At 62.7% G+C, this 25418-nt stretch carries 24 protein-coding genes, 1 tRNA gene and 1 pseudogene; 11 read left to right on the forward strand and 15 right to left on the reverse strand.

Annotated elements, in window-relative coordinates:
- Positions 1-39: 39 nt before the first annotated feature.
- The gene (locus O4H31_RS09960; protein WP_269345295.1) at positions 40-1752 is read right to left on the reverse strand and encodes an NAD(P)H-dependent oxidoreductase subunit E; all 1713 of its coding nucleotides are present in this window, start codon (positions 1750-1752) and stop codon (positions 40-42) included.
- A gap of 161 nt (positions 1753-1913) precedes the next feature.
- Between O4H31_RS09960 and O4H31_RS09965 the strand changes: the two genes are divergently transcribed.
- Positions 1914-2915, forward strand: coding sequence for an alkane 1-monooxygenase (locus O4H31_RS09965; protein ID WP_269345297.1), 1002 nt, complete (start codon positions 1914-1916; stop codon positions 2913-2915).
- A gap of 41 nt (positions 2916-2956) precedes the next feature.
- On the forward strand, positions 2957-3346 hold the full coding sequence (locus tag O4H31_RS09970; protein ID WP_269345299.1) for a hypothetical protein: 390 nt from the start codon (positions 2957-2959) through the stop codon (positions 3344-3346).
- Positions 3347-3352: 6 nt separating this feature from the next.
- On the opposite strand, the gene xseA is transcribed toward O4H31_RS09970, so the two are convergent.
- On the reverse strand, positions 3353-4915 hold the full coding sequence (gene xseA, locus O4H31_RS09975) for an exodeoxyribonuclease VII large subunit (protein WP_269345301.1): 1563 nt from the start codon (positions 4913-4915) through the stop codon (positions 3353-3355).
- A gap of 70 nt (positions 4916-4985) precedes the next feature.
- Between xseA and purD the strand changes: the two genes are divergently transcribed.
- Positions 4986-6251, forward strand: coding sequence for a phosphoribosylamine--glycine ligase (gene purD, locus O4H31_RS09980; RefSeq protein WP_269345303.1), 1266 nt, complete (start codon positions 4986-4988; stop codon positions 6249-6251).
- 30 nt (positions 6252-6281) lie between these two features.
- Here purD and O4H31_RS09985 read toward each other — a convergent pair whose 3' ends face one another.
- Positions 6282-6977, reverse strand: a complete 696-nt coding sequence (locus tag O4H31_RS09985; RefSeq protein WP_269345305.1) for an FG-GAP repeat domain-containing protein — start codon at positions 6975-6977, stop codon at positions 6282-6284.
- A complete protein-coding gene (locus tag O4H31_RS09990) occupies positions 6977-7300 on the reverse strand; it encodes a 2Fe-2S iron-sulfur cluster-binding protein (protein ID WP_269345307.1) in 324 nt (107 codons plus the stop codon). The genes O4H31_RS09985 and O4H31_RS09990 overlap by 1 nt, the downstream gene beginning before the upstream one ends.
- Positions 7301-7466: 166 nt before the next feature.
- Here O4H31_RS09990 and O4H31_RS09995 point away from each other — a divergent pair, with 166 nt between their 5' ends.
- On the forward strand, positions 7467-8018 hold the full coding sequence (locus tag O4H31_RS09995) for a peptidoglycan-binding domain-containing protein (protein ID WP_269345309.1): 552 nt from the start codon (positions 7467-7469) through the stop codon (positions 8016-8018).
- Positions 8019-8072: 54 nt separating this feature from the next.
- Here O4H31_RS09995 and O4H31_RS10000 read toward each other — a convergent pair whose 3' ends face one another.
- The 6 genes from O4H31_RS10000 to rpiA form a co-directional block, all read right to left on the reverse strand.
- A complete protein-coding gene (locus O4H31_RS10000; RefSeq protein WP_269345311.1) occupies positions 8073-9560 on the reverse strand; it encodes a DegQ family serine endoprotease in 1488 nt (495 codons plus the stop codon).
- A gap of 194 nt (positions 9561-9754) precedes the next feature.
- Positions 9755-9949, reverse strand: coding sequence for a DUF2065 domain-containing protein (locus O4H31_RS10005; protein ID WP_269345313.1), 195 nt, complete (start codon positions 9947-9949; stop codon positions 9755-9757).
- Positions 9946-11061, reverse strand: a complete 1116-nt coding sequence (gene hflC, locus O4H31_RS10010; RefSeq protein WP_269345315.1) for a protease modulator HflC — start codon at positions 11059-11061, stop codon at positions 9946-9948. Before hflC ends, O4H31_RS10005 begins: the two co-directional genes overlap by 4 nt.
- A complete protein-coding gene (gene hflK / locus O4H31_RS10015) occupies positions 11061-12284 on the reverse strand; it encodes an FtsH protease activity modulator HflK (RefSeq protein WP_269345317.1) in 1224 nt (407 codons plus the stop codon). Before hflK ends, hflC begins: the two co-directional genes overlap by 1 nt.
- A 68-nt stretch (positions 12285-12352) precedes the next feature.
- Positions 12353-13732 (reverse strand): glutathione-disulfide reductase, encoded by a 1380-nt coding sequence (gene gorA / locus O4H31_RS10020; protein ID WP_269345318.1) that lies wholly within the window; start codon positions 13730-13732, stop codon positions 12353-12355.
- A gap of 87 nt (positions 13733-13819) precedes the next feature.
- Positions 13820-14608, reverse strand: coding sequence for a ribose-5-phosphate isomerase RpiA (gene rpiA, locus O4H31_RS10025; protein WP_093926686.1), 789 nt, complete (start codon positions 14606-14608; stop codon positions 13820-13822).
- A gap of 253 nt (positions 14609-14861) precedes the next feature.
- Here rpiA and O4H31_RS10030 point away from each other — a divergent pair, with 253 nt between their 5' ends.
- On the forward strand, positions 14862-16235 hold the full coding sequence (locus tag O4H31_RS10030; protein WP_269345322.1) for an L-serine ammonia-lyase: 1374 nt from the start codon (positions 14862-14864) through the stop codon (positions 16233-16235).
- Positions 16236-16329: 94 nt separating this feature from the next.
- The gene (locus tag O4H31_RS10035) at positions 16330-17241 is read left to right on the forward strand and encodes a pirin family protein (protein ID WP_269345323.1); all 912 of its coding nucleotides are present in this window, start codon (positions 16330-16332) and stop codon (positions 17239-17241) included.
- Between the two features lie 18 nt (positions 17242-17259).
- Here the strand turns inward: O4H31_RS10035 and O4H31_RS10040 are convergent, their stop codons facing one another.
- The gene (locus O4H31_RS10040) at positions 17260-17844 is read right to left on the reverse strand and encodes a TetR/AcrR family transcriptional regulator (RefSeq protein WP_259984651.1); all 585 of its coding nucleotides are present in this window, start codon (positions 17842-17844) and stop codon (positions 17260-17262) included.
- A 75-nt stretch (positions 17845-17919) separates the two neighbouring features.
- Here O4H31_RS10040 and O4H31_RS10045 point away from each other — a divergent pair, with 75 nt between their 5' ends.
- The 5 genes from O4H31_RS10045 to O4H31_RS10065 all read left to right on the forward strand — a co-directional run bounded on the left by O4H31_RS10045 (position 17920) and on the right by O4H31_RS10065 (position 22923).
- The gene (locus O4H31_RS10045; RefSeq protein WP_269345326.1) at positions 17920-18288 is read left to right on the forward strand and encodes a hypothetical protein; all 369 of its coding nucleotides are present in this window, start codon (positions 17920-17922) and stop codon (positions 18286-18288) included.
- 116 nt (positions 18289-18404) lie between these two features.
- Positions 18405-19691: a homoserine dehydrogenase gene (locus tag O4H31_RS10050; RefSeq protein ID WP_269345328.1), complete on the forward strand. Its 1287-nt coding sequence runs from the start codon at positions 18405-18407 to the stop codon at positions 19689-19691.
- Positions 19692-19976: 285 nt separating this feature from the next.
- Positions 19977-20939 (forward strand): class II fructose-bisphosphatase, encoded by a 963-nt coding sequence (glpX, locus tag O4H31_RS10055; protein ID WP_269345330.1) that lies wholly within the window; start codon positions 19977-19979, stop codon positions 20937-20939.
- Between the two features lie 52 nt (positions 20940-20991).
- On the forward strand, positions 20992-22731 hold the full coding sequence (gene recJ, locus O4H31_RS10060) for a single-stranded-DNA-specific exonuclease RecJ (protein ID WP_269345332.1): 1740 nt from the start codon (positions 20992-20994) through the stop codon (positions 22729-22731).
- Between the two features lie 117 nt (positions 22732-22848).
- Positions 22849-22923, forward strand: a tRNA-Glu gene (locus tag O4H31_RS10065).
- Between the two features lie 204 nt (positions 22924-23127).
- Here the strand turns inward: O4H31_RS10065 and O4H31_RS19660 are convergent.
- The 4 genes and pseudogenes from O4H31_RS19660 to O4H31_RS10085 all read right to left on the reverse strand — a co-directional run.
- Positions 23128-24093: pseudogene (locus O4H31_RS19660) on the reverse strand (tyrosine-type recombinase/integrase); the annotation flags it as partial.
- Positions 24093-24344 (reverse strand): helix-turn-helix transcriptional regulator, encoded by a 252-nt coding sequence (locus O4H31_RS10075; protein ID WP_269345334.1) that lies wholly within the window; start codon positions 24342-24344, stop codon positions 24093-24095. The gene O4H31_RS10075 and the pseudogene O4H31_RS19660, both read right to left, overlap by 1 nt.
- A 41-nt stretch (positions 24345-24385) precedes the next feature.
- Positions 24386-24610, reverse strand: coding sequence for a hypothetical protein (locus O4H31_RS10080; RefSeq protein ID WP_269345335.1), 225 nt, complete (start codon positions 24608-24610; stop codon positions 24386-24388).
- 37 nt (positions 24611-24647) lie between these two features.
- Positions 24648-25208 (reverse strand): hypothetical protein, encoded by a 561-nt coding sequence (locus O4H31_RS10085; RefSeq protein WP_269345337.1) that lies wholly within the window; start codon positions 25206-25208, stop codon positions 24648-24650.
- Positions 25209-25418: the final 210 nt, after the last annotated feature.

A 25418-nucleotide genomic window follows, 5' to 3' on the forward strand; every position in this document is an offset into this window, starting at 1 on the left:
GCGCCTAGGGCAGATCAAGGCTACCGGGAGGTGCCGCGGTTAGATTTCGTCAGGAAAATGCTTCATTACCAGCCGGATCGGGTTCGGCGCCGCCTGCCCCAACCCACAGATCGAGGCATCGACCATGGCGGTCGACAACTCCTCCAACAACCCTTGATCCCAGCAGTCCTCTTGCATCAGCTTGACCGCCTTTTCGCAGCCCACCCGACAAGGCGTGCATTGGCCACAGCTTTCGTCCTCGAAAAACCGCAGCATATTGAGCGCGGCCGCGCGGGCACTGTCATGTTCCGAGAGGACAACAACCGCCGCCGAGCCAATAAAAGACCCATGCGGTTGCAGCGTGTCGAAATCGAGCGGCACGTCATCCATCGAGGCGGGCAGCAGGCCAGAAGACGGCCCGCCCGGTTGGTAAGCCTTGAAAACATGCCCCTCGGCCATGCCGCCTGCCGCCGCGATGATATCGGTGATGGTCGACCCTGCAGGCAGCACATACATTCCCGGCTGCGCCACCCGCCCAGAGACCGAGTAGCTGCGCAGCCCCTTGCGGCCATTCTTTTCGGTCGCGTTCAGCACCTGTGGCCCTTCGCGGCAGATGCGGGCGATCCAATGCAGGGTTTCCACGTTATGCACCAATGTCGGACGGCCAAAGACACCGACCTGTGCCACATAGGGCGGGCGGTGGCGCGGCAGGCCGCGCTTGCCTTCGATGCTTTCGATCATCGCGCTTTCTTCGCCGCAGATGTAAGCGCCCGCGCCACGGCGCAGATCGACATAGCCAGGGGTAATCACGCCAGCATTCTCCAGCGCTGCAATCTCGCGCCGCAGAATTTCCAGCACCGCTGGGTATTCGTCGCGCATGTAGAGGAAGACTTTTTCCGCCTCGACCGCCCATGCCGCGATCAACATACCCTCAAGGAAAAGATGTGGCGTGCGCTCAAGATACCAGCGGTCCTTGAACGTGCCCGGTTCGCCTTCGTCTCCATTGACCGCCAGATAGCGCGGCCCCGGATTTGCGCGCACAAAGCCCCATTTCTTGCCCGAGGGGAACCCCGCCCCGCCGAGCCCGCGCAGCCCGGCCTCTAGCAGTTGTTCTTGCACCGCTTCCCAATCGCCGCCAGCACGCAGGTTCAACATCGCCTCGTAACCACCTGAATTCGCGTAAGCTTGGTAATCCTCATACTCCGGCAGCCGGGCGTGTGTTTCCTGCCCCTTGATCGCCGCCTCAACCTTTTCCGGCGTCGCATGGTCGATATGATTGTGTCCCAATTCCAGCACCGGCGCGGTGTCGCAGCGCCCCATGCAGGGCGCGCGCAGCACGCGGACCTCTGCGGGGTCCAGCCCCTCTTCCAGCGCCGATTTCAATGCCTGCGCCCCGGCCAGTTCGCAAGACAGCGAATCGCAGACACGGATGGTCAGCGCGGGCGGTGGGGTCTCGCCCTCTTTCACCACGTCGAAATGCGCGTAGAAACTTGCGACCTCATAAACCTCGGCCATCGACAGGCGCATCTCTTCGGCCAAGGCACGCAGATGCGCGGCAGAGAGGTGGCCAAAGCGGTCTTGGATCAAATGCAGAAACTCGATCAGCAGGTCGCGGGCGCGCGGGCGGTCGCCCAACAGCGCGCGAACTTCCTCCCAAGCCGCATCCTGCACCTGCCGCCCCTTGGGGTGATGCCGCCCCTTGCCCTTGCCGGATTTCCAGACGCCCTTTTGCGGTTCCTGCCCCGCCGCTTTACCGTGATCATCCAGCGCCATGTCGCTTCCCCCCGCCTTGCTTTCAGCAGTCGTAGCAAATCAAGACGCAGCCCGGCGATCAAAAAGCGACAATCGCGCGGGTGTTTGCGTTGTGCGCAGGCCGTGCGGCGGGCAGAATGAGGGGGCCGAGCCGATCGGCGCGGGGTCGCAGGGGAAAACGCATGCTGTGGTATGTGATCGCAAGTCTGACACCGGCGGTGCTTATCGCCGCCGCCGCCCTCTGGGGCGGGGTTTGGCCCGTGCTGGCGCTTTTGTCGATCACGGTTCATGTCGCCTTTATGGACCGATTGGGCCGCGCGCTGAGCCTTTCCGATAGGTCCGGTCGGGGGCTGACGCTGCTGTTGGCTGCCGTGCATTTCATGCTGCTCCCGCTCGGGGTCTGGGCGATTGGCGGCGCGCCGCATCTTGAGGGGCTGGACCGCGTTCTGATCTTTGCCGCCCTCGGCCTGTTTCTGGGTCAGATCAGCAATTCCAACGCGCATGAGTTGATCCACGCATCCCGCCGCCTGCCCCTGCGGATCGGCACGGCGGTCTATATCTCGTTGCTGCACGGGCATCACGTCTCGGCCCATCTGCGGGTGCATCATCCCGCCGCAGCCACCCCGGCTGATCCCAACTCTGCGCCCAAGGGCATGGGGTTCTGGCGGTTTCTGCTAAACGCAAGCTGGGGGGAGTTTCGCGCCGGGTGGCAGGCCGACAACGCGCAGCGGGCGCGCAAAACGGGGGCGAAGGGGCTTCACCCCTATGCGATCTACCTCGGCGGTGCCGCAGTAGCCCTGCTCACCGCGCTGCTTTTGGGCGGCATTACCGGGCTGTTGGCCTATCTTGGCCTTGCCGCCTATGCGCAGATGCAACTGCTGCTGTCGGACTATGTGCAGCATTATGGCCTGCGGCGGCAGCAACGCCCCGATGGCCGGTTCGAGCCGATCGGCCCGCAACACAGCTGGAACGCCCCGAAATGGTATTCCGCGGCCATGATGCTGAACGCGCCGCGCCATTCGGACCACCACATGCGCCCCGCCCGCGCCTTTCCGGCGTTGGAAGTGACCGAAGAGATGCCGAAACTGCCCTATTCCCTGCCCATCATGGCGGTGATCGCCCTTGTACCACCGCTCTGGCGTCGGGTGATGGACCGCCGTGTGGCGCGGTGGCGCAGCGGCTGATCCCACTGGCGCGGGGCGCAGGCTTCTGGCAGGCTGTTGGGATGAGACATGCCCTCACCCTAATCTGCGCCCTCCTGCCCCTGCCCGCCTTGGCCGAGATGTCGGCGACGGAGTTCGAGGCCTATACGCAGGGCAAAACGCTTTACTACGGCCAGTCCGGCGCGCCCTATGGGGCGGAGATCTATCACAAGGATCGGCGCGTGCAGTGGTCCTTTCTTGATGGCCGCTGCAAGGAGGGACGTTGGTATGAGGCTGAGGGGTTGATCTGTTTCGTCTACGAGGATGACCCCACCCCGCAATGCTGGAGCTTTACCGAAAGCACATCCGGGCTGGTCGCTCGGTTCGAGAATGACCCGACCCAGACAGAACTTTACGAGGCAAAAGAACTGAATGATCCTCTGCTCTGTCTCGGGCCCGAAGTCGGGGTCTGAGCGGCCTTAGCTTTCGCCTTTGACCGCCAACCGACCATCCGCAAATTCGATTTCCAGATGTGCCGCGTTCTGGGCGGCCTCCGCACTGGTCACCACATCACCGTCGCCCCGCACCACGGCGAAACCACGGGCCAGCGTTTCGCGGTAACCGAGCGTGCCGAGCGTCCGGCCCATCGCGTCGATCTCGCGGCGACGGCGGTCTTGATCCGCGCGGCCTGCGCGCGCCAGCCGGGCGAGCATTTCCTTTAGCCGCTGGTCTTGGCGAGAAAGGTCGCGGAGCAGCACCTCCGGACGGAAGGTTTGCGTGCGGTCGAGCAGCCGTTCACGACGACGCAGGATTTGGCGTTGCAGCACCTCGGGGTGGAACCGGTCAATCCGCGCGGCCAGCCGCTCGCGCTGCCCGGCCAAATTGCGTTGCCACGCCGGGCTGAGCCGTGCCGACAACTGCGCCAGCCGCTGGCGATCAGCCTCCAACTGGCGGCGCAGGGTGCCGGGACGCAGCGCGCCGGACATATCGGCCAGCTTCACGCGGCGGCCTTGGACACCCGCGATCAGCGCGGGGGCGAGTTTTTCACCTCCGCGGTCAAGACGTTGGCGCGGCCCCTCCAACAGCGTGTCGGCACGCGGCAAAGCCCGCGCCAGATCCCGCATCCGCTGGCCACGGCGGGTCAGCCCTTGGCTTAGCGCCTGACGCATCCTTGCGCCCTGCCCTTCGAGCCATGCTGCCAGTTCATGCCGCACGGGCACCGCCAATTCCGCCGCAGCGGTCGGCGTCGGCGCGCGTTTGTCTGAGACAAAGTCGATCAGCGTCGTGTCGGTTTCATGCCCTACGGCAGAGATCAGCGGGATGTCCGAGGCTGCCGCCGCACGCGCGACGCTTTCCTCGTTAAAGCCCCAAAGGTCCTCGACCGATCCACCGCCACGGGCCACGATGATCAGCTCGGGCCGGGGCAATGCGCCACCGGGGGTCAGCCGGTTGAACCCTTCAATGGCGCGCACCACTTCGGGCGCGCATTTAGCGCCCTGTACGGCAACCGGCCAGACCAGCACCTTGCGCGGAAAACGATCCCGCAGCCGGTGCAGAATGTCACGGATCACGGCCCCCGAGGGCGAGGTCACCACGCCGATGATCTCAGGCAGGTAGGGCAGCGGGCGTTTGCGTTCGGGCGCGAAGAGCCCCTCCGCCGCCAGCGCCGCCTTGCGTTTCTCCAACAGCGCCATCAGCGCGCCCATGCCCGCCGGTTTGATATCCTCAATGACGATCTGGTACTTCGACTGTCCGCCGAAGGTAGTGATGCGCCCGGTGGCGACGACCTCCATCCCCTCTTCGGGCTGGGTTTCAAGCCGCGCGGTCACCCCTTTCCAGATCACGCCTGAGATCACCGAACGGTCGTCCTTTAGATCAAGATAAACATGCCCCGAACGCGGTCGGCTGACGCGCCCCACTTCACCCCGAATTCGGACATGGGCAAACTCACCCTCAATCACCCGCTTGATCGCACCAGAAAGCTCGGTGACGGTAAATTCGGGGCTGTTTGCACCGGGGGCGGGGTCGTCGAACAGATCCATCTGGGCACCTTGTGTCTGTGGGCACCCCAGCTTAGAACGCGGAGCAACGAAGTCCAAGGGAGTGCGCGGCATGAATATCCTGATCCTCGGCAGCGGTGGCCGCGAACATTCACTTGCTTGGGCGGTCATGCAGAACCCCAAATGCGATAAGCTGATCGTGGCACCGGGCAATGCGGGCATCGCGGCCATTGCGCAATGCGCCAAGCTCGACATCATGGATGGCGCAGCAGTGGTGGCCTTTTGCGAGGGGAACAACATCGACTTCGTCATCATCGGCCCCGAAGCGCCCTTGGCGGCAGGCGTGGGTGACGATCTGCGTGCGGCGGGTTTCGACGTTTTCGGCCCCTCCAAAGCGGCGGCGGCGCTGGAGGCTTCCAAAGCCTTTACCAAGGAAATCTGCGACGCCTGCAAGGCACCCACGGCGGCCTATGGCCATTTCACCGATGCCGCCAGCGCCCGCGCCTATGTCGAAAAGCAAGGCGCGCCGATTGTCATCAAGGCCGACGGTCTGGCAGCGGGCAAAGGTGTCATCATCGCCATGACTGACGCCGAAGCCCTCGCCGCCGTAGATGAGATGTTCGACGGTGCCTTTGGCGACGCGGGCGCCGAGGTCGTGATCGAAGAGTTCATGGAAGGCGAAGAGGCGTCCTTCTTCGTGCTCTGCGACGGGGAGACGGTGCTGCCCATCGGCACGGCCCAAGACCACAAACGCGTCGGCGAAGGCGACAGCGGCCCCAACACCGGCGGCATGGGCGCCTATTCCCCCGCGCCGGTGCTGAGCGACGAGATCGCCGAACGCGCGCTGGATGAGATCATCCGCCCCTGTATGGCCGAGATGGCAAAACGCGGAATGCCCTATCAGGGCGTGCTTTATGCCGGGTTGATGATCAAAGACGGTGCGCCGCGTTTGGTGGAATATAACGTGCGCTTTGGTGACCCGGAATGCCAAGTTTTGATGATGCGCCTCGGCGCACAGGCTTTTGATCTGATGCAGGCGACGGCCAAGGGCGCGCTGGCCGATATGCAGGTCAACTGGGCTGAAGACCACGCGCTGACCGTGGTGATGGCGGCGAATGGCTATCCCGGTGCCTATGAAAAGGGCAGTGAGATCAAGGGGCTGAAAGACCTGCCCGAAGACAGCGCCAATATGGTGTTCCACGCGGGCACTGTGGCACAGGACGGGGCAATCTTGGCCAACGGCGGCCGCGTGCTGAATGTCACCGCGCGGGGCGCCACGCTGGCCGAGGCACAGGAGCGTGCCTATGCGATGGTCGACGGGATCGATTGGCCAGAAGGTTTCTGTCGCCGTGACATCGGCTGGCGCGCGCTGAGCTAACAGGCGGCGGCTTAAGCCGACCTAGCACTCTCACTCACAGGCAAGTGCCTTGGCAAAGCTCTCGGCCCCCGCGGAAGGGCCGATGTTGCGCCGTGCAAGCTGCCCGTCCTTCAGGGTTACCCCGACCACGCGCTGCCAATCGGCATCCCCCAGCACCATCTCAGGCCCCGCACCGCAATCGCGCAGACCGCCCGAGATGAAGGACTCTCCGATTCGATGATTGGTCAGCCCCGGCATTTGGGCCACTTCACTCAGCTCCCCATCCGCAAAACGCCAGACCCGCAGCACCCGCGCCAGATGCGGGCGGTCGACATAGGCGATCTCAACCGCGCCGTCACCGTCGAGATCAGCGGCGCCTATGGGGGCAAGCCAGCGGTTGCTTTGGCCGATATGCGGGGTCTCAGCAATCTTGCCCTTGGGGCCGTAGATTGCCAGCGCCGCACCGCGGTTCATGTCGGTCTCAATCACCAGCACTTCGGGCGCGCCATCGCCGGTCACATCGACCAGCCGGGGGGCGATATCTTCGAAAACATGGTCACGGGGCAGATTGAAGCGTCGCGCGCTTCCGTCTGCCAAAGAGACCTGTAGCCCGCCCCATTCCAGCGCGTCGCCCAGAATGCCATGGGCGTAGCGCCCTGTGGGCGAGATATAGCGCGCGGCGGTGATCGTCTCCGCCACGGCGCTGGTTGCGATCAGCGCCAGCAGTGCCGCGCCGACCGCCCGCATCAGATTTGCTTTTCGGGCATCTGCACGCGCAGACCGTCCAGCGCATCGGTGACTTTGATCTGGCAGGTCAGACGCGACCGCGCAGGGTCAGGCTCGAACGCGAAGTCGAGCATGTCTTCTTCCATGTCGTCCATCGGCGTCAACTTATCTGTCCAGGCCGGATCGACATAGACGTGGCAGGTGGAACAAGCACAGGCCCCGCCACAGTCGGCTTCGATGCCGGGAATGTTATTGTCCCGCGCGCCTTCCATGACCGTGAGACCATTGGCCACCTCGACCACATGTTCGGTGCCGGAATGTTCGACATAGGTGATTTTGGCCATGATGATGCCCTTTCGTCCTAAAAGTTCGGCCTTGTTTAGCGGGCTATGGCAGCCGGTTCTAGCCCCCTTTTCGTGAGGTCACGCAGTGCGTGACATTACGGTGGGCAAGGTCCGCGCATCCCGCTAGTCTGCACCGCAAACAACAGGCGAGCCCCGCGATTCCGGCATGACACAGCCCCCTCCCCTCCGATCCACTTTGCAGCGTGCGGCCTTGCTGCTGCTCGTCGCCGGTATCGCGGGCTGTGAGACAGCGGCACCGGCCACCCCGCGCCCTGAGCCGGGGGTGCTGGAAGCCACCCGCGACGGCCCCGCAGGCGCGGCTGAGGGCAGTTGCTGGGGCCGCACGGTCAGCCCTGCGGTGATCGAGACGGTGACCGAACAGGTCGAAGTCACCCCCGCCAAAATGAACGCCGATGGCAGCATCGCCAAACCGCCCGTCTACAAGACAGAGACCCGCCAAGAGATCGTGCGCGCACGGGTCGACAACTGGTTCGAGACCCCCTGCCCGGATGTGCTGACGCCAGAGTTCAACAGCACCCTGCAACGGGCGCTGCAGGCACGCGGGTTTTACGCCGGGCCGATCACCGGTGAGATGGACAGGGCGACACGGCTCGCCGTACGGCGCTATCAGGCCAAACAGGGGCCGAACAGCGAGGTGCTGTCGCTCACCACCGCCCGCGCGCTTGGGCTTGTCGCGGTGCCCCGGCAAGGCGGCTGATCCCCCAACGAAAAAGGGCGCCCGGAGGCGCCCTTTCCAAACCACGGTAGCGGATCACTCAGTCAGCGACAGCGCGACAAATCGTGGGTCGCCACCACGGCGCACCAGCAGCAGCAGAGACTTGCGGCCAGCCTCTTTCGCTGCGGTGATCCGCGCTTCCAGATCAGCGATGCTTGTCACCTGCTCCTGACCCGCTTCGGTGATGATGTCCCCCATGCGCAGGCCCTTCTCAAAGGCCTCCGACGTTTGATCCACATCCGTCACGGCAAGACCGTTCATATCGTCATCGGCCCCCAGTTCGGCGCGCAGATCGTCGGTCAACGGCATCAGAGTCAGGCCCATCAGCATGGTCGACTGCGGCTCTGCCTCGGTGCCGTCATCGGCGTTTTCGTCCATATCGGCAGGCACAGCGCCATCGGCCTCTTCGCGGCGGCCCAGCACAACCTTGATGGTCTGTGTCTTGCCATCGCGCAGCACGGTCACGCGGACCGTCGCGCCCACGGGGCTGTTGCCCACCTGACGCACCAGACCGCGGGTATCGACGACTTCGACGCCATCGAAGGATTTGATCACGTCACCTGTCTTGAGCCCTGCTTCCCGCGCCGGGCCTTCCGGCACGTCGGTGATCAAGGCCCCAACGGCTTTCTTGAGGCCCATGGCGTCAGCCACATCATCGGTCACATCCTGAATGCGCACACCCAGCCAGCCTCGGCGGGTCTCACCGAATTCCTGCAACTGGTCGATTACGCGGGTGACCACATTCGAGGCCATCGAAAAGCCGATCCCGATGGAGCCCCCATTAGGCGACAGGATCGCGGTGTTCACGCCGATCACCTCGCCATCCATGTTGAACAGCGGTCCGCCCGAGTTGCCCCGGTTGATCGCAGCATCAGTCTGAATGTAGTCGTCATAGGTGCCCGAGAGTGCCCGGTTGCGGGCCGAGACGATGCCCGCAGAAACCGAAAAGCCCTGCCCCAGCGGGTTGCCCATGGCGATCACCCAGTCCCCTACACGCGCGGCATTGCTGTCGCCGAAAGAGACGAAGGGCAACGGCTGGCTGGCTTCGACCTTTAGCAGTGCAATGTCGGTCTTGGGGTCGGTGCCGATCACCTTGGCGACCAGTTCCTCGCCCGAGAAAAATTCGATCGTAATCTCATCGGCGCTCTCGATGACGTGGTTGTTGGTCACAACATAGCCATCTTCAGAAATCACAAAGCCCGAGCCAAGCGCCGAGGAACGGCGCGGCCGGTTGCCCTCGCCATCGTTGTTGCGGTCCTGAAACTCGCGGAAAAAGTCTTCGAAAGGCGAGCCCTCGGGAACGATGCCCTGCGGCCCGGTGCGGCCCTCAACCGTGGTCGAGGTGGTGATATTCACCACCGAGGGGCTGATCTTTTCCGCAAGCGGGGCGAGGCTTTCAGGTTTGGCCAGCGCCATGCTGGCTTGCAGGATCAAGAGGGTCAGCGCCATCACCCCCATTGCCATCGCTCGTATCCATTGGGTGTGTTGTGCTGTTTTGGACAGGGAAACCGCCTTGGCCTGCATTCATCGTCTCCTGATTGTTCCTGTTGTTGCCAACGTGGGCAGAGTGCATTCCGAAAGGACGCGCTGCAACAGCAAAGATGGGGCCGATCACGGGCATTTCAACGGGCACGCGGCTGATGATTTACGGCTCGGGCCTCTGTGCCTCGGCAGAATGCGCGGCGAAACCGAACGTCCTTCCGCCCCTAATCCGGCCTTTAGACGCCCAATTGAAACGCTAGCCAGACAAGTATCAATCCGGCGACCACCACCAGTGCACCGAGTTGACGCAGCGCCGCCTCAGGGATGCGGTGGAACATTTCCAGCATCTGCTCTAAAAACGAAGGGGCCAGTGCGTACACCAGCCCCTCGAATATCAGAACCGACCCTAGAGCCAGTAGAACAAGGCTCATTCGTTGACCGCGGCTGGCTGGTCGGCCTCCGCGTCCGGCGCGACAGGTGCAGGCGCGACAGGTTCAGGCGTGGCGGGGGCCGCAGGGGCGGCCTCCTCCTGCGTGTCATCGGCAGCAGCGCTATCGTCCGCTGGCGCAGGTTCCGCCGCCGGCGCATCGGTTTGTGGTACCTCGGCTGGCGTCTCGACCTGTGCCTCGGGCGCTGTCTGCGGCGGTGCGTTCGCATCGACAGTGGTCGAAGGATTGCGGTCCGAGCGCAGGTAGTTGAAGAACTCGCTGTCCGGCGACATCACCATGGTCGAGTTTTCGCCCCGCAGGGCCTGCTCATAGGCAGTCAACGACCGGTAGAATTCAAAGAACTCCTGATCCTGACCATAAGACTGCGCGAAGATGTTGTTTCGCTGAGCGTCCGCCTCACCTTCGATGATCCGTGCGTCCCGACGCGCCTCCGACAGGATCTCTTCGTAGGTCCGGTCAGCAAGGGCGATCACACGCTGCGCCGCCTCGCGGCCACGGGCGCGTTCATCGGTGGCTTCACGCTCCCGCTCGGCGATCATCCGCTGCAATGTCGCATCAAAGTTCTGCTCGGGCAGGTTGGTTTGACGCAGACGTACATCAACGACCTTGAGGCCAAGCGCCTGTGCACGGGCATCTGCGCGGACACGAATTTGCTCCATCAGGTCCGACCGCTCGGGCGACAGGATCGTGTTGGAGGTCACGCCTTGCGAACCCAAAACGGCACGAATTTGGCTTTCCATGATGCCGCCCATTTCGCTTTCGGCCTGACGTTCACCGCCCGCACCCAAAGCCTGCCGGTACTGGACCATATCGTCGATCCGGTAGAGCACGAAGGCGTCGATTTCCAAACGACGGTCATCGGCGGGGGTGACTTCGATCACCGGGGTTTCCAGCGACAGAATGCGGTCTTCGTAACGCACGACCTCATCCAAGAAGGGCACTTTGAAGCCGATGCCCGGCTCGTTGCGCACCTGTTTGATCTGGCCGAAACGCAGCACCAGCGCTTTTTCGCGCTCGTCCACGACAAAGACAGCCGAAAGGACACCCACGATGGCGATCACCAAGATGGGAATGATAAGACTTGTTTTCCGCATCAGTTCGACCCTCCGCCGCGCCGCAATTCATTGAGTGGCAGATAGGGAACGACGCCCTGCCCGCCTAGGCCGCTGCCGTTTTCGAGGATAATTTTATCCACGTCGCCCAGCACCTTTTCCATGGTCTCAAGATACAGACGTTTGCGCGTCACATCAGGCGCGTTGCGGTATTCTTCCAAGACGGCCTCAAAACGGCTGGCTTCACCCACAGCGTCGTTCACCACACGGGCGCGGTAACCTTCGGCGGCTTCCAAAAGCTGCGCGGATTCACCGCGCGCCTCAGCCGTGCGACGGTTGGCATAGGCATCGGCCTGACGCTCTACCCGGTCACGCTCCTGCTCGGCGGCCTGCACGTCGCGGAAAGCGTCAACGACCGACTGTGTGGTCGTGTTGCCATTGGCATCGGTGACCTGCACAGTCTGGCTGGGCGGGTCGACCTTGTTCACGTTAACACGCAGCACGTTGATGCCGGTTTTGCGGTTATCAAGCGTGGTTTGGATCAACTCTTTCACCCGATCTGCAACGGCACCACGGTCCCGGTTGAGGATCGGCGCGAGTTCGGATTGGGCGATAACTTCGCGCATCGCGGATTCGGAAATCGCACGCACGGAGGCTTCGGGATCGCGCAGCGAGAATTTGAAATCGCGCGCGTTCTTGATGTTCCAGACCACCTGAAAGTCGATGTCGACGATGTTTTCATCGGTGGTCAGCATCAGGCCTTCGTTGCCGCCCGTGCCGCGCCGCACGCCAAGCTCTTCGGTGCGGTTGGTGGTGACGTCAAAAACCTCTGCCGTGACCAGCGGCCATGGGGCAAAGTTCAGACCCTCGGTGCCAATGCCGGAAAATTCGCCCAAGAACAGTTCGATCGACTGCTGTTCGGGACGCACGGTATAAAAACTGGCAAAACCCCAGAGCGCCACTCCGGCCAAAAGGGCAATACCAATGGTCGAGCGGGGCACGCCCGGCCCGCCAGAGCCGCGGCCACCGCCGCCGGTGCCATTGCCCCGATCGCCACCACGGCCGCCCATCAAGACGCGCAGCTGCTCTTGGCCCTTGCGGACCAGATCGTCGATCTCGGGCATCTGCGGACGGTCACCGCCCTGCCCGCGTGGACCTTCTTTGCGGCCCCCGTTGCCGCGGTCTCCACCGGTGTCACGGTCTCCACCGTTGCCCCGGTTGCCGCCTCCGCCGCCCCCCCAGGGGCCTTGCGAATTTCCTGCCATTGATATGTTCCCCTCTCGGCCGCCCATGCGGCCTATCGTTCCAAAAATTGTACGCTTTCGCGCGATATTCAAGCCGTGCGGGTTGGATTACGCATGGTAACCAGTTCTTCCGACATGGTCGGGTGTACCGCGCAGGTGGCGTCAAACTGCTCTTTCGTGGCCCCCATCTTGACCGCGATGCCGACCATTTGGATCAATTCACCCGCATTCGGTGCGACGATATGACAGCCCAGCACGACCCGCGTATCGGCACAGACGATGAGCTTCATCAGCACCCGGTCGGCCTTGCCCGCAAAGGCCCCCTGCATCGGTTTGAAGGAAGTCGCATAGACCTCGATCGGCCCTTTGTCGCGTGCGTCTTCCTCGCTCAGCCCTACGGTGCCCATTTCAGGCTGCGTGAAGATCGCCGAGGGCACCAGATCGTGATCGACCGGCGTCGGGTTGCCGCCAAAGACCGTTTCGACAAAGGCCATGCCTTCGCGGATCGCCACGGGCGTAAGGTTGATCCGGTTGGTTACATCGCCGATAGCATAGACCGAGGGCACGGCGGTCTGGCTGTATTCATCCACTTCGATCGCACCGCTGCGGCCCAGTTTTACACCCAGTTCTTCCAGCCCCATGTCGTCGCTGTTCGGGCGACGGCCCGTGGCAAAGAGCACTTGGTCGAACATCTTTTCGGTGCCGTTGGTCGGCTTGACCTTCATTGGGCCGCTGCCGTCTTCGTGGCTGGGCGTCATCTCCAGAATGTTGGTGCCAAGATGCAGGTCGATCCCCTTTTCCTGCATCATCTCGGCCACCATGCCGCGGGCTTCGTCGTCAAAGCCGCGCAGGATCTGCGCACCGCGGTAGTACTGCGTCACTTCGACGCCCAAGCCGTTGAGGATACAGGCGAATTCACAGGCGATATAACCTCCGCCGATGATCAGGATCGACTTGGGCAGTTTTTCCAGATGGAACAGATCGTCAGAGACCAGCCCCAGTTCCGCATTCTCGATCTCGGGGCGCACGGGGCGACCGCCGCTGGCGATGAGGATGTGTTTCGCGGTCTTCTCGGTGCCGTCGGACAAGGCGACGGTATGGGCGTCTTTGATCCGCGCACGGGCGTCGAAGGTGTCAACGCCGGAGTTCTTCAAAAGCTTGCGATAGACACCTTCGAGGCGGTCCAGCTCTGTGTTCAGACGGCCTTTGAAGTCATGCCAATCGAAGGGCCCAGCCTTGAGATCCCAGCCAAAGCATTTCGCCTCATCCACTACATCGGCATAGCCCGAGGCGAAGACCATCAGCTTCTTAGGCACGCAGCCCCGGATTACGCAGGTGCCGCCATAGCGGTCTTCCTCGGCCAGTCCGACCTTGGCGTCATGCTCGCCCGCCGCGACACGCGCCGCGCGCACACCGCCCGAGCCGCCACCGATGACAAACAGGTCGTAGTCGAATTCATTCTTGGCCATTTGGCGCCTCTCTTAGTCGTTTTTGGTCTTGCGCGGGATCGCGCATATTCTGGTGCTGCGCGGGATCGCGCGTGTTCGCTTGGTGCGTCAGTCGCTCAGGTCGGAAAACAGATTGTCGGTCTCGACGAATTCCAGCCGGTCGGTCGCCACGGTGCCTTCATTTATGTCGCGCACCTCGACCCTGCCATCCCCGTAGCCGATCACAACCGCGTCACAAATATCTATGAACAGTCCGTTTTCGACCACGCCGGGCATCTGGTTCAGCACCAGCGCTAGTTGCCGCGCATTGCCGATGCGCCCCAGCCGCAGGTCTAGGATATAGTTCCCCTCGTCGGTGATGAAAGGCACCTCGCCGTTCATCCGCAGGGTCGAGTTGCGGCCAAGCACATCCATCGAGATCAGCGTTTCTTCGACCAGCGCCTGCGTGGTTTGCCAGCCAAAGGGAATCACTTCGATGGGCAGGGGGAAGCCGCCGAGATGCTGCACCTCTTTGCCGACATCGGCGATCACCACCATCTGGTCGCTTGCCGTGGCGACGATCTTTTCTTGCAACAGCGCACCACCACCGCCTTTAATGAGGTTCAGGTCGCCGTCGAATTCATCCGCCCCGTCAATCGTCAGGTCGAGCCATTTCGCCTCGTCGAGCGAGATCACCTCGATCCCCACATCCCGCGCCAGCTGCGCCGTGCGCGAGGAGGTCGGCACGCCTTTGATACGCAGCCCATCGTCGCGCACCATCTCGCCCAGACAGCGCACCAGCCACGCGGCGGTCGATCCTGTGCCAAGCCCGACACGCATTCCATCTTCCACAAAATCGCACGCCCGTTTCGCAGCCACAAATTTGGCCTTGTCGATAGGTGATAGTTCTCCGGACATGGGGCAGCTCCCTAGAGGCGTTTGCCGCGTTATAGGGCGAATTGGCATAGGGTGCGAGGGGCAAGTCAGCGGTTTTTGGACGCACGGCAATGCCACAGGACGGCCAGAGCGCGCGCCCTGTCGCTTTTAGCGTGCCAAGCGGCGGCAGGAAATGGTTGGCTCGGCCCACACCGCTTGCATTGCGCCAAAGGTCTGGGCGATACCCGTCTCACCAAGCCCCGACACCCGCCACCATAAAAGGGCCCGCCCCCAGATGTTTCTTTCCGTTTTCGACATGTTCAAAGTGGGCATCGGCCCTTCGTCTTCGCACACAATGGGGCCGATGGTGGCGGCGGGGCGTTTCCTTGACCAAATGCGCGCATCGCCCTTCCAATTCGCTGGGCTGCGCGCGTCGTTGCACGGCAGTTTGGCCTTTACCGGGGTGGGCCATGCCACCGACCGCGCCACGATCCTCGGCCTCGCCGGGTTCACGCCCGAGGACTATGACGCCGAAGCCGCCGAGAAGACGCTGGACCAGATCAAGCAGACCTGGCGCATCAGCGTCGAGGGGCTGCCCGAACTGCGCTTCGACCCCGAGCGCGACATGATCTTTGACTACGACACCAAGCTTACAGGCCATGCCAATGGCATGATGCTGATGGCCACCGATGCCCAAGGCGACGTGACTCTGCGCGAGACCTATTACTCCATCGGCGGCGGCTTCGTGATGACCGAAAAGGAACTGGCTGCAGGCAAGGACACGGATGAGGGCGCGCCGGTGCCCTTTCCGTTCAAGTCCGCCGCGGAAATGCTTGAGATGTCGGCCAAATCCGGCAAGACCATCGCAGGTATGAAACGCGCCAACGAAGAGGCGCGTGGAGGGGCCGAGAACCTGCGCGAAGGCAGCAAACGGCTCTGGCAGGTGATGCGCGATTGTATCGACCGGGGGCTGACCACCGATGGCACCCTACCCGGCGGGTTGCAGGTGAAACGCCGCGCCAAGGGCATCCACGACGCGCTGATCGCCGAGCGTGGGCAGAACCAATCCGCGCCGCATACGATCAACGACTGGATGAGCGTCTATGCCATGGCGGTGAACGAGGAGAACGCCGCTGGCGGTCAGGTCGTCACCGCCCCCACCAACGGGGCTGCGGGCGTGATGCCCGCGACCTTACGCTATTACCTCGATCACGTCCCCGGCGCGTCAGAGGCGCATATCGAAGACTTCCTGCTCACCGCCGCCGCGATTGGTGGGCTGGTGAAATACAACGCCTCGATTTCGGGGGCCGAAGCAGGCTGTCAGGCCGAGGTCGGCAGCGCCGCGGCCATGTCCGCCGCCGGGCTCTGCGCTGTAATGGGCGGCACGCCCGAGCAGATTGAAAACGCCGCCGAGATCGCGCTGGAGCATCACCTCGGCATGACCTGCGACCCGGTCAAAGGGCTAGTGCAGGTGCCTTGTATCGAACGCAACGGCTTGGGCGCGATCAAGGCGGTGTCGGCGGCCTCTCTGGCGCTGCGCGGCGACGGCACGCATCTGGTGCCGCTTGATGCCTGTATTGAGACCATGCGCCAGACGGGCGCGGACATGAGCGAGAAGTACAAGGAAACCTCGCTCGGTGGGTTGGCGGTGAACGTGCCAAATTGCTGAAGCTGCGCAAATTTGCACAGGGCCCGTTCGCCGGGGCCAATTGTTGAGGGCACCGCCACCGCCTATCTTCTAAGCAACTGCACAGGAGAGCATCATGTCCCTCAGACCCACATTGGAAACCCGCCGTGCCACGCCCACGATGGAAGGCGCAGGCGTCAAACTGCACCGCGCTTTCGGGTTCCACGACCCGTCGGAGCTTGACCCCTTCCTGCTGTTCGACGACTTCCGCAACGACCGGTCCGAAGACTTTGAGAAAGGCTTCCCATGGCACCCCCACCGCGGGATCGAGACGATCACCTATGTGCTCGAAGGCACCGTAGAACACGCGGATTCGCTGGGCAACACCGGCGATCTGAACGCGGGCGACGTGCAGTGGATGACCGCAGGCTCGGGCATCTTGCACCAAGAAATGCCGCGCGGGAATGCCGCCGGGCAGATGCATGGCTTCCAGCTTTGGGGGAACCTGCCGTCAGCGCAAAAGATGACCGCGCCGCGTTATCAGGATATGAAATCCGCCGACATTCCTGTGGTGACCGATGACGACGGCACGCGGGTCAAGATTATCACCGGTGAGTTCTGGGGCAAACGCGGCCCCGTCGATGGCATCGCGGCTGACCCGCAGTATCTGGATGTTTTCGTGCCCGCAGGGGTCAGAAAGACCTTTAAGATCGACACCTACCGCCGGGCCTTCGCCTATGTTTTCCAAGGCGCGGGTGCGTTCGCGGATGCCTCTGCCCCCTCGGGTGTGCTGCTGGAAAAAGAAGTCGGCGGCGAAGAGGTCAACATCCGCGATATGTCGGGCGACCGGACGCTGATCCGTTTCGGCACCGGGGATGAGGTGACGGTTCAGGCTGGCGAGGAAGGTGTGCGTTTCCTTCTGATCTCAGGCGCGCCGATTGAAGAGCCTGTCGCGTGGCATGGGCCGATCGTGATGAACACCCGCGCCGAATTGCAGCAGGCGATGCGCGATCTGAACAACGGGACGTTCATCCGCCCTGCACATTGAATGAAGGGCCGTGGCCGCTCAGGCGGTCACGGCCTTGCGCACCATATCCCAATATTGCGCAACGACCTCATCCAGCGACAGCCGCCCCCCCGCGCGGTACCAGGTGTTTACACCCGTCAGCATGGCAATAATCGCCAGCGTCACGATCTTGGTATCGGCGACGGAGAAATCGCCGCTGGCCACCCCGGCGCGCAGGATCGTCTCCAACCGGTCCTCATAGTCACGGCGCAGGCGCTCGATCACGGCAAAATTCTCCTCCGTTAGATTACGCAATTCCATATAGGCGATGAAAACCTCATCAGGCCGATCCGCGTGAAAACGGATGTGGAAGGCCACAAAATCCTGCAACTGTTGCATGGCAGAGCGGTCTGCATCGCTGGGCGTTTCGGCCAGCAGGTCGGTCATATGGGCCTGCATTAGGTCAAACAGCAGGCTCTGTTTATCGGGCGTGTAGTTATAAAGCGCCCCGGCCTGCACGCCGACTTCGGCGGCGATCGCGCGCATCGACACGGCGGCATAGCCGCCCCGTGCAAAAAGCCGCAGTGCAGCCGCGCGCACGCGCGGGCCGGTGATATCTGAATGAGAGCCTGTGGTTCTTGCCATGGCGGCAATTTAATGAACAAGCGTTCAAAAGCAAACCCCGCTTGCGCGAGGATCGCGGCTGGGGCAGAACGAGGCATGACCCTCATGCGCACGCCCCGCCCCCTCTCGATCACCGCCATGTTTCTGGGCGTCTCGCTGATTGCGAGCTGCACGCAGTTTCCCGAACTTGACCGCACAATTACCCCAGAGCTTGAGGCAGCGCCCTACCCCGATCTGGTGCCGATCGAACCGCTTTTGGCCAAGGCCACCGCCGGGCGCATCGACCCCGTTCGGACCGAAGCCGAACTTTCGGGGCGCGCCGCCCAGCTTGACGCTCGCGCCGGGCGGATCGGCACAACAGGCACTGACGCCACGACCGCGACGCGGGTGACGCGACTGCGGGCAAAGGCCGCTGAGTTGCGACGCGCACGTCAGGCCGCCGAAACCAGTGCAGAAGCTGAATAAACAGGCATGTCTGAGATGCGTATGCGCGTTGCACGTGCGCGCTGAACCCGCTACATCGCGGCTATGCCCGGCCCCATCTGCCGGGCCTTTCGGATCAGACCAGAAGGACCACCGCCATGTCTAAGCCGCTTCGCCTCGGGATTGCCGGATTGGGAACCGTGGGCGTGGGTGTGCTGCGCATTCTGCGCCAGCAGGCCGCCCTGCTACAGGCCCGTACCGGCTGCGCGATGACGGTTTCTTCGGTGTCGGCCCGCACCCGCAACAAGGACCGCGGGCTGTCGCTGGCGTCTTATGATTGGGAAGATGATCCCGTCAAACTGGCGACCCGCGATGACGTGGATGTTTTCGTCGAACTGATGGGCGGCGCGGACGGCCCCGCCAAGGCCGCGACCGAAGCCGCACTGGCGGCGGGCAAACATGTGGTCACCGCGAACAAGGCCATGCTGGCGATGCACGGCCAAGCGCTGGCCGAACAGGCCGAAGGCGCAGGCGTGGCGCTGCGCTATGAGGCCGCCGTGGCGGGCGGCATCCCGGTCATCAAGACGCTGATGGAAGGGCTTGCTGGCAATGAGATCACCCGCATCATGGGGGTGATGAACGGCTCGTGCAATTACATCCTCACCCGGATGGAAGACTCCGGCAAAACCTATCAAGAGATTTTCGCCGAGGCCGATGGGCTGGGCTATCTCGAAGCCGATCCGCAATTGGATGTCGGCGGCATCGACGCGGCGCATAAGCTGGCGATCCTGTCCTCCATCGCCTTCGGCACCAAGATCGACTTCGACGGCATCCAGCTTGAGGGGATCGAACGGGTCGCCATCGAAGACATTCGCGCCGCCGCTGACATGGGCTATAAGATCAAACTGCTGGGCGTCACGCAAAAGACCGGCCGCGGGCTGGAGCAGCGGATGATGCCCTGCCTTGTGCCGCAGACCTCGCCCTTGGGTCAGCTGGACGGCGGCACCAATATGGTGGTGATCGAAGGTGACGCGGTGGGTCAGATCGTGCTGCGCGGTGCAGGCGCGGGCGAAGGTCCGACGGCGAGCGCAGTGATGGCCGATGTCTGCGACATCGCACGCGGGTTGCGCGGGCCGGTCTTCGGGCAGCCCGCCGAGACGTTAGAGCAAACAACCCCCGCCAGCAGCCAGCGCCCTGCCCCCTATTATCTGCGCATGGCGCTCGTCGACAAACCCGGTGCACTGGCGAAGATCGCGACAGTGCTGGGCGAAGCGGGTGTTAGCATCTACCGGATGCGGCAGTATGAGCACGCCGATACCTCTGCCCCCGTGCTGATTGTGACGCATAAAACCAGCCGGGATGCGCTGCTCGAAGCACTAGCGAATATGGACAAAACGGGCGTGTTGGCGGGCGAACCGGTGGCCCTGCGCATCGAAGAGGTCTGAGGCTGTGGGCCATCGCCTGCCCGCGGGTCGGTGATGAGACGGTGCTTCGTGCCACTTTATAGTGTGCCCGTGATGTGCGTTTCGCGCGGGTGCGCCTAGCATCACCAAATCGCCTACCCGGTCGCTCCAGAGATGCGCCCCTAGAATACGGCACGCCTTTAGCGTGACGGCCCGGCGCCTGCGGCTTGATTCCCGGCCAAGTGCTACCCGCGCCCAACCCAAAACTTGCCCCGAGGCCCGCGCGAGGGTACAGGACAGAAAACACATTGCACCCAAGGACACTCCATGACCGCTTCTGCCGAATTCCAAGACCGCATGCTCTCACTGGGCCTCGCCCGTGTTTCCGAAGCCGCCGCATTGGCCTCGGCCAAGCTGATCGGCAAGGGCGACGAGAAGGCCGCCGACCAAGCTGCCGTGAACGCCATGCGCGAACAGCTCAACATGCTCGACATCGCAGGCGTCGTGGTCATCGGCGAAGGTGAGCGGGACGAAGCCCCGATGCTTTACATCGGCGAAGAGGTCGGCACCGGCAATGGCCCCGGCGTGGACATCGCGCTTGACCCGCTCGAAGGCACCACGCTGACCGCCAAAGACATGCCCAACGCGCTCACCGTGATCGCCATGGGCCCGCGCGGCTCCATGTTGCACGCGCCCGACACCTATATGGACAAACTCGCCATCGGTCCGGGTTTCGAGACGGATGTCGTCACCCTCGACATGGCCCCGGGTGAGCGGGTCGAAGCACTGGCCCGCGCCAAGGGCTGCGCGGCGTCCGACATCACCGTCTGCATCCTCGAACGCCCCCGCCACGCCGATATGATCGCCGAGGTACGCGCCACCGGTGCTGCTATCCGTCTGATCACCGATGGTGACGTGGCTGGCGTGATGCATTGCGCCGACCCCGAAACCGGCATCGACATGTATATGGGCCAAGGTGGCGCGCCCGAAGGCGTGCTGGCCGCCGCAGCGCTGAAATGCATGGGCGGGCAGATGTATGGCCGCCTGTTGTTCCGTAACGAAGACGAAAAGGGCCGCGCTGCTAAGGCCGGGATCACCGAGTTCGACCGCATCTATTCGCGCGACGAGATGGTCACCCAAGACGTGATCTTTGCCGCCACCGGCGTCACCGGTGGCAACATCCTGCCAGGCGTGAAACGCGAGCCGGGCTGGCTGACCACCGAGACGCTGATCATGCGCTCGCGCACCGGCTCGGTCCGTCGCATCAACTACCGCACCCCGGCGGAGTGAGGGCCAGACTGGCCCTCCCCACCCCCTTCCATAACGGCCAAATGAGGTCCGCATGAGCTTTCTCGGTGTCGAAACATCTTTGACCGGGCGGCGCTGGATCGGCCCTGACGTGGAACTGACCCGCGCGGCGGAACTGCTGGTGCAGCGCGCGGGCCTGCCCGACCCGGTGTGCCAAGTGCTGGCCCGCCGCGGCGTGGTCGACACCGAGGCGGCGGGCTTTCTGGCCCCCGCCCTGCGCGACCTGCTGCCCGACCCACGCTCCTTGCGCGATATGGAGGCAGCGACGACGCGGTTTCTATCGGCCCTGCAAAACCGTGATCGCATCGCGATTTTCGCGGACTATGACGTTGACGGCGGCTCTTCCGCTGCGCTGTTGCTAGTCTGGCTGCGCGACATGGGCCACCGCGCGACGCTCTATATCCCCGACCGTATCGACGAAGGCTATGGCCCCAATGACGAGGCCATGTCGGCCCTCGCCGCCGAGCATGACCTGATCGTCTGCGTCGACTGCGGCACGCTCTCTCACGGCCCCATCGCCGCGGCCAAGGGCGCGGATGTCATCGTGCTCGATCACCACTTGGGCGGAGAGACGCTGCCGGATGCGCTCGCTGTGGTGAACCCCAACAGACAGGACGAAGACGGCAAGCTGGCGCATCTCTGCGCCGCCGCGGTGGTGTTCCTGATGCTCGTCGAAGCAGGCCGCCAGCTGCGTGAGGCGGGCCAGAAGGGGCCGGATCTCATGGGGATGCTGGACCTCGTGGGGCTGGCCACCGTGGCCGATGTGGCCCCGCTGATCGGCGTCAACCGCGCCTTTGTGCGTCAGGGTCTGAAAGTCATGGCCCGCCGTGCGCGCCCCGGTCTGGCCGCCCTCGCCGATGTGGCGCGGATGGACACGGCCCCTACGGCCTATCACTTGGGCTTTCTGCTTGGCCCCCGCATTAACGCAGGCGGGCGCATTGGCCAAGCCGACCTTGGCGCACGGCTTTTGGCCACCCCCGACCCGCATGAGGCCGCCGCATTGGCCGAACGCCTCGACCAGCTCAACACCGACCGCCGCGAGGTCGAGGCCGCCGTGCGCGCCAGCGCCATGGCACAGGCCGAAGAACGCGGCTTTGACGGGCCGCTGGCATGGGCCGCTGGCCCCGGCTGGCACCCCGGCGTGGTGGGCATCGTCGCCTCCCGCCTGAAAGAAGCCGCCAACCGCCCCTCCATCGTCATCGGCGTCGAAGACGGCATCGGCAAAGGCTCTGGCCGCTCGATCAGTGGCATCGACCTTGGCGCGCCGATCCAACGCCTCGCTGCCGAAGGGCTGCTGATCAAGGGCGGCGGTCACAAGATGGCAGCGGGCCTGACGGTGGCAGAAGACAAGATCGACGCGGCGATGGAACGGCTTGGCGAATTGCTCACCAAACAAGGTGCGCATCTGGCCGGACCTGCTGACCTGAACCTCTGCGGCATGATGATGCCCGGCGCGGCCACGGTGGAACTGGCCGAAATGGTCGATCAGGCCGGCCCCTTCGGCGCAGGCGCCCCTGCCCCACGCTATGCCTTCGCCGATATGCAAATCCGCTTTGCCAAACGCGTGGGTGAGAACCACCTCAAAGTAAGTTTCGGCGACGGTTTGGGCGCGAACCTCGAAGCGATTGCGTTCGGTGCCTATGACGGCCCCCTCGGCCCCGCGCTTGAAAACCACGGCGGCGCGCGCTTCCACCTCGCAGGGCGCCTCGACATCAACAACTTCCGTGGTCGGCGCACAGTTCAACTGCGTTTGGAGGACGCCGCGCAGGCCTGAAAACTTTTTCTAGAAAAAGTTCATTTTTCTGCTTGCAGCCCTCCGCAGGATTACTTAAACGTCCGCTCACAGACAGAGCAGCACACACGAAACGCTGCACTGACCTGACAAAAGAGTGGCCCGTTCGTCTATCGGTTAGGACGCCAGGTTTTCAACCTGGAAAGAGGGGTTCGATTCCCCTACGGGCTGCCACTTTCCCTCAGAGCTATGCATTTTCAACGGCTTGAGGGTGGCATTTGTCCCACCGGCTTCTCCGGCTTCCAAAAGTGGGACACTTTTCGCAGACCGACCGCCTTCCACAAGCTTCGTCAGAGCCCGTTCCGCCCGCGTTCGCTGGCTTGCGCCGCGCGTGTAGCGCGTCACCTCTTTCGAGGTCTGGTGACCGGTGACGGACATGATCTCGAACTCGCTGCAACCAAGCTCCGCGAGTCGCTTTGCGGCAGCCTTCCGAAGCCCGTGAACAGTGCAATGCGGCAGGCCCGCTTCGTCGCACCACTTGCGAAACCTGTTCCCGAAACCGGCATTGGCGAACGGCTTGCCGTAGGCGGTCACAAGGAAGGTCTCTTCGCCCGTCTCGGTAGCGTCGATGATCTCTTGAAGCTCCGAGATGATCGGTATCTCAAGGCTGACGGGATGCCGGTTCCGGCCCTTGTGCTGCGTGAACGTGAGCCATTGGGTCCCCTCATCGTCCGCCAGGACATGCGAAGGACCGAACGCCACGATGTCTGACCGCCGCTGTCCCGTGTAGAGGGCCAGCGCAAGCGCCAGACGCGCCATTGTGCCGACGGGGTGGCATCTCTCGAACTTCTCGATCTCAGCCAGCGTCCAAGAGTGGTAGCCTTCCGATCCGACCGAGAGGTATTCGACCCGCTCCGCCGGGTTGTCATCGTGATGACCGTAGCGGATGGCGAACTTGAACAGTTGTCGAAGCGTCTTGACCATCGTGTTCGCGGCAGACGGTGTCTCCATCATGGCATCCCGGCGGACCATCAGGTGCTTAGGCAGGATCATGGCGAAGGGCTTGTCGCCGTCGTTCTTGTTCTCGCAGAAGCGTTCCAGGATGCCGCGTCGGGTGCGTTGCGTCGAAGGGTCGAGCTGCCGGAACATCGGCGACTTGAAATACTCACTGCAAAGCCACCTGAGCGATTCTCTCTTGACCGATTTAGCCTTCGAGGCGTTCGGCTTGGCCCGTCTTACCTTCCCGTGCTCAGCGTGCGCCCGCTTGTAATCGGCATGGAACTCGGGCGATCCAATGGGACCGCGCAAACGCACCTTCGGATAGCCTGCCCTGCGATAGTACAGCCGCACGTTGCCGTGACGGTCGGTATCCTCGGTCACATATTTCGCCCGGATGTTCGCCATCAGTCGTCCCAAGGGTTTGCATCTGCCAAGGCGTCTTCCCCCAGTCGGTCGAACGCTGCATCCAAGGCGCGCTTGTCCCACACGCGGCGTCCGTCGATCTTCTTCGCCCTGGGCATCCTACCATCGCCGACCAACATGTCGAATTTCGATGCACCAATACCCAAATAGCCCGCAGCTTGGACGCGATTGAGGCCCCGCCGCGTAGGCAGTGGGCAATCAGCGTTTTCGGGAGGACGCACGAGGTCGGTCATGCGTCTTCATCTTCGTCTTCAAGATCGAAGGCGTCGCTGAATCAAGCAACTCCCTGCATTCTGATGACCTCCTTCGCACGCTCGCGAGCTTCGTATAGCGAAAAAGGCTCTCCATCCCCTCTTTCAAAGTAATCCGCCCCGCGCCTTATGAACTTCTCGACATAAAAATCAAGAAATTGAAACGCAGGCGATAGCTCTGCATTCTTTAGGACCGCTCGTGCCATTGCGACATGAGACTCTTCGATATCTTTTGCGTGTAGTTTCATCTTTTTGTTCCGTAGAGCTATTATCTGATTGGGCGGGTCACCGGAAGTTAGGCAATCCTTCAAACAGATAGTTGAGATTTACTCGGACTTTTGTCGCAGATGGTCTTCGGCCTGCTGCCCTATCAATTTTGCCCTCATCAACCGGACTTTCGACATCCCGACACACAAAACGACACATCAGCTGCTTTTTTGTGTTGATACCGGATCGGAGACTGGAAATTTCGAGAAGCCAGTTCTCATCGGATTGAACGCCGCGCACCGCTGCATGGAGCCCGCTGTTTGCGAAATGATAGCCCGCGCCATTTTCGTCGAGCGCGGACGGGACAGGAACGGGCAAGAAACTTCTATCTGCTTTTAGGAGAGCGTCGGATACGGTCTTGGCATCCATTGATAGTTCGAGAAGCGCAACAAATATTGCTGCTCGATAGATTTCGATATTCGGGAATGCCAAGGTGCCGCGATTGTCTTGGGTCTGCGCATCACGAAGCAGACCTTTTTTTGCCAAGTAGCGAACCCGGTTGTGAAGCTCCGCTCTCTGATCAAGCTTCGCCCATTCGGCTGCGCTCAGTAGGTCGGCAATCTCTGTTGCAGTGATCATAATGATTCTCCGTTGCCAAAAACTTCTAGCACATGTGCCAGACCAGAGTCTAGCATATGTGCTAGATTGGAGCCGAGTTTCTCTTCAAGACCTTGAACTATGGAACAATTTTTTCCGACCCTGGTGCCTCTACTGTTGATTGTCACTGAGAACTGACCCGGTATTTTCACCGAGATTTGACCCACCCTCAGTTATGCGTCGTGGTCTATG

Origin of the sequence: Sulfitobacter dubius (assembly GCF_027214245.1) — a bacterium.
Lineage (GTDB): Bacteria > Pseudomonadota > Alphaproteobacteria > Rhodobacterales > Rhodobacteraceae > Sulfitobacter > Sulfitobacter dubius_A.

Excerpts from the sequence above, each read along its gene's own strand:
- O4H31_RS09960 (WP_269345295.1), bottom strand. The coding sequence starts at position 1,752 with ATGGCGCTGGATGATCACGGTAAAGCGGCGGGGCAGGAACCGCAAAAG.
- O4H31_RS09965 (WP_269345297.1), top strand. The coding sequence starts at position 1,914 with ATGCTGTGGTATGTGATCGCAAGTCTGACACCGGCGGTGCTTATCGCC.
- O4H31_RS09970 (WP_269345299.1), top strand. The coding sequence starts at position 2,957 with ATGAGACATGCCCTCACCCTAATCTGCGCCCTCCTGCCCCTGCCCGCC.
- xseA (WP_269345301.1), bottom strand. The coding sequence starts at position 4,915 with ATGGATCTGTTCGACGACCCCGCCCCCGGTGCAAACAGCCCCGAATTT.
- purD (WP_269345303.1), top strand. The coding sequence starts at position 4,986 with ATGAATATCCTGATCCTCGGCAGCGGTGGCCGCGAACATTCACTTGCT.
- O4H31_RS09985 (WP_269345305.1), bottom strand. The coding sequence starts at position 6,977 with ATGCGGGCGGTCGGCGCGGCACTGCTGGCGCTGATCGCAACCAGCGCC.
- O4H31_RS09990 (WP_269345307.1), bottom strand. The coding sequence starts at position 7,300 with ATGGCCAAAATCACCTATGTCGAACATTCCGGCACCGAACATGTGGTC.
- O4H31_RS09995 (WP_269345309.1), top strand. The coding sequence starts at position 7,467 with ATGACACAGCCCCCTCCCCTCCGATCCACTTTGCAGCGTGCGGCCTTG.
- O4H31_RS10000 (WP_269345311.1), bottom strand. The coding sequence starts at position 9,560 with ATGCAGGCCAAGGCGGTTTCCCTGTCCAAAACAGCACAACACACCCAA.
- O4H31_RS10005 (WP_269345313.1), bottom strand. The coding sequence starts at position 9,949 with ATGAGCCTTGTTCTACTGGCTCTAGGGTCGGTTCTGATATTCGAGGGG.
- hflC (WP_269345315.1), bottom strand. The coding sequence starts at position 11,061 with ATGCGGAAAACAAGTCTTATCATTCCCATCTTGGTGATCGCCATCGTG.
- hflK (WP_269345317.1), bottom strand. The coding sequence starts at position 12,284 with ATGGCAGGAAATTCGCAAGGCCCCTGGGGGGGCGGCGGAGGCGGCAAC.
- gorA (WP_269345318.1), bottom strand. The coding sequence starts at position 13,732 with ATGGCCAAGAATGAATTCGACTACGACCTGTTTGTCATCGGTGGCGGC.
- rpiA (WP_093926686.1), bottom strand. The coding sequence starts at position 14,608 with ATGTCCGGAGAACTATCACCTATCGACAAGGCCAAATTTGTGGCTGCG.
- O4H31_RS10030 (WP_269345322.1), top strand. The coding sequence starts at position 14,862 with ATGTTTCTTTCCGTTTTCGACATGTTCAAAGTGGGCATCGGCCCTTCG.
- O4H31_RS10035 (WP_269345323.1), top strand. The coding sequence starts at position 16,330 with ATGTCCCTCAGACCCACATTGGAAACCCGCCGTGCCACGCCCACGATG.
- O4H31_RS10040 (WP_259984651.1), bottom strand. The coding sequence starts at position 17,844 with ATGGCAAGAACCACAGGCTCTCATTCAGATATCACCGGCCCGCGCGTG.
- O4H31_RS10045 (WP_269345326.1), top strand. The coding sequence starts at position 17,920 with ATGACCCTCATGCGCACGCCCCGCCCCCTCTCGATCACCGCCATGTTT.
- O4H31_RS10050 (WP_269345328.1), top strand. The coding sequence starts at position 18,405 with ATGTCTAAGCCGCTTCGCCTCGGGATTGCCGGATTGGGAACCGTGGGC.
- glpX (WP_269345330.1), top strand. The coding sequence starts at position 19,977 with ATGACCGCTTCTGCCGAATTCCAAGACCGCATGCTCTCACTGGGCCTC.
- recJ (WP_269345332.1), top strand. The coding sequence starts at position 20,992 with ATGAGCTTTCTCGGTGTCGAAACATCTTTGACCGGGCGGCGCTGGATC.
- O4H31_RS10075 (WP_269345334.1), bottom strand. The coding sequence starts at position 24,344 with ATGACCGACCTCGTGCGTCCTCCCGAAAACGCTGATTGCCCACTGCCT.
- O4H31_RS10080 (WP_269345335.1), bottom strand. The coding sequence starts at position 24,610 with ATGAAACTACACGCAAAAGATATCGAAGAGTCTCATGTCGCAATGGCA.
- O4H31_RS10085 (WP_269345337.1), bottom strand. The coding sequence starts at position 25,208 with ATGATCACTGCAACAGAGATTGCCGACCTACTGAGCGCAGCCGAATGG.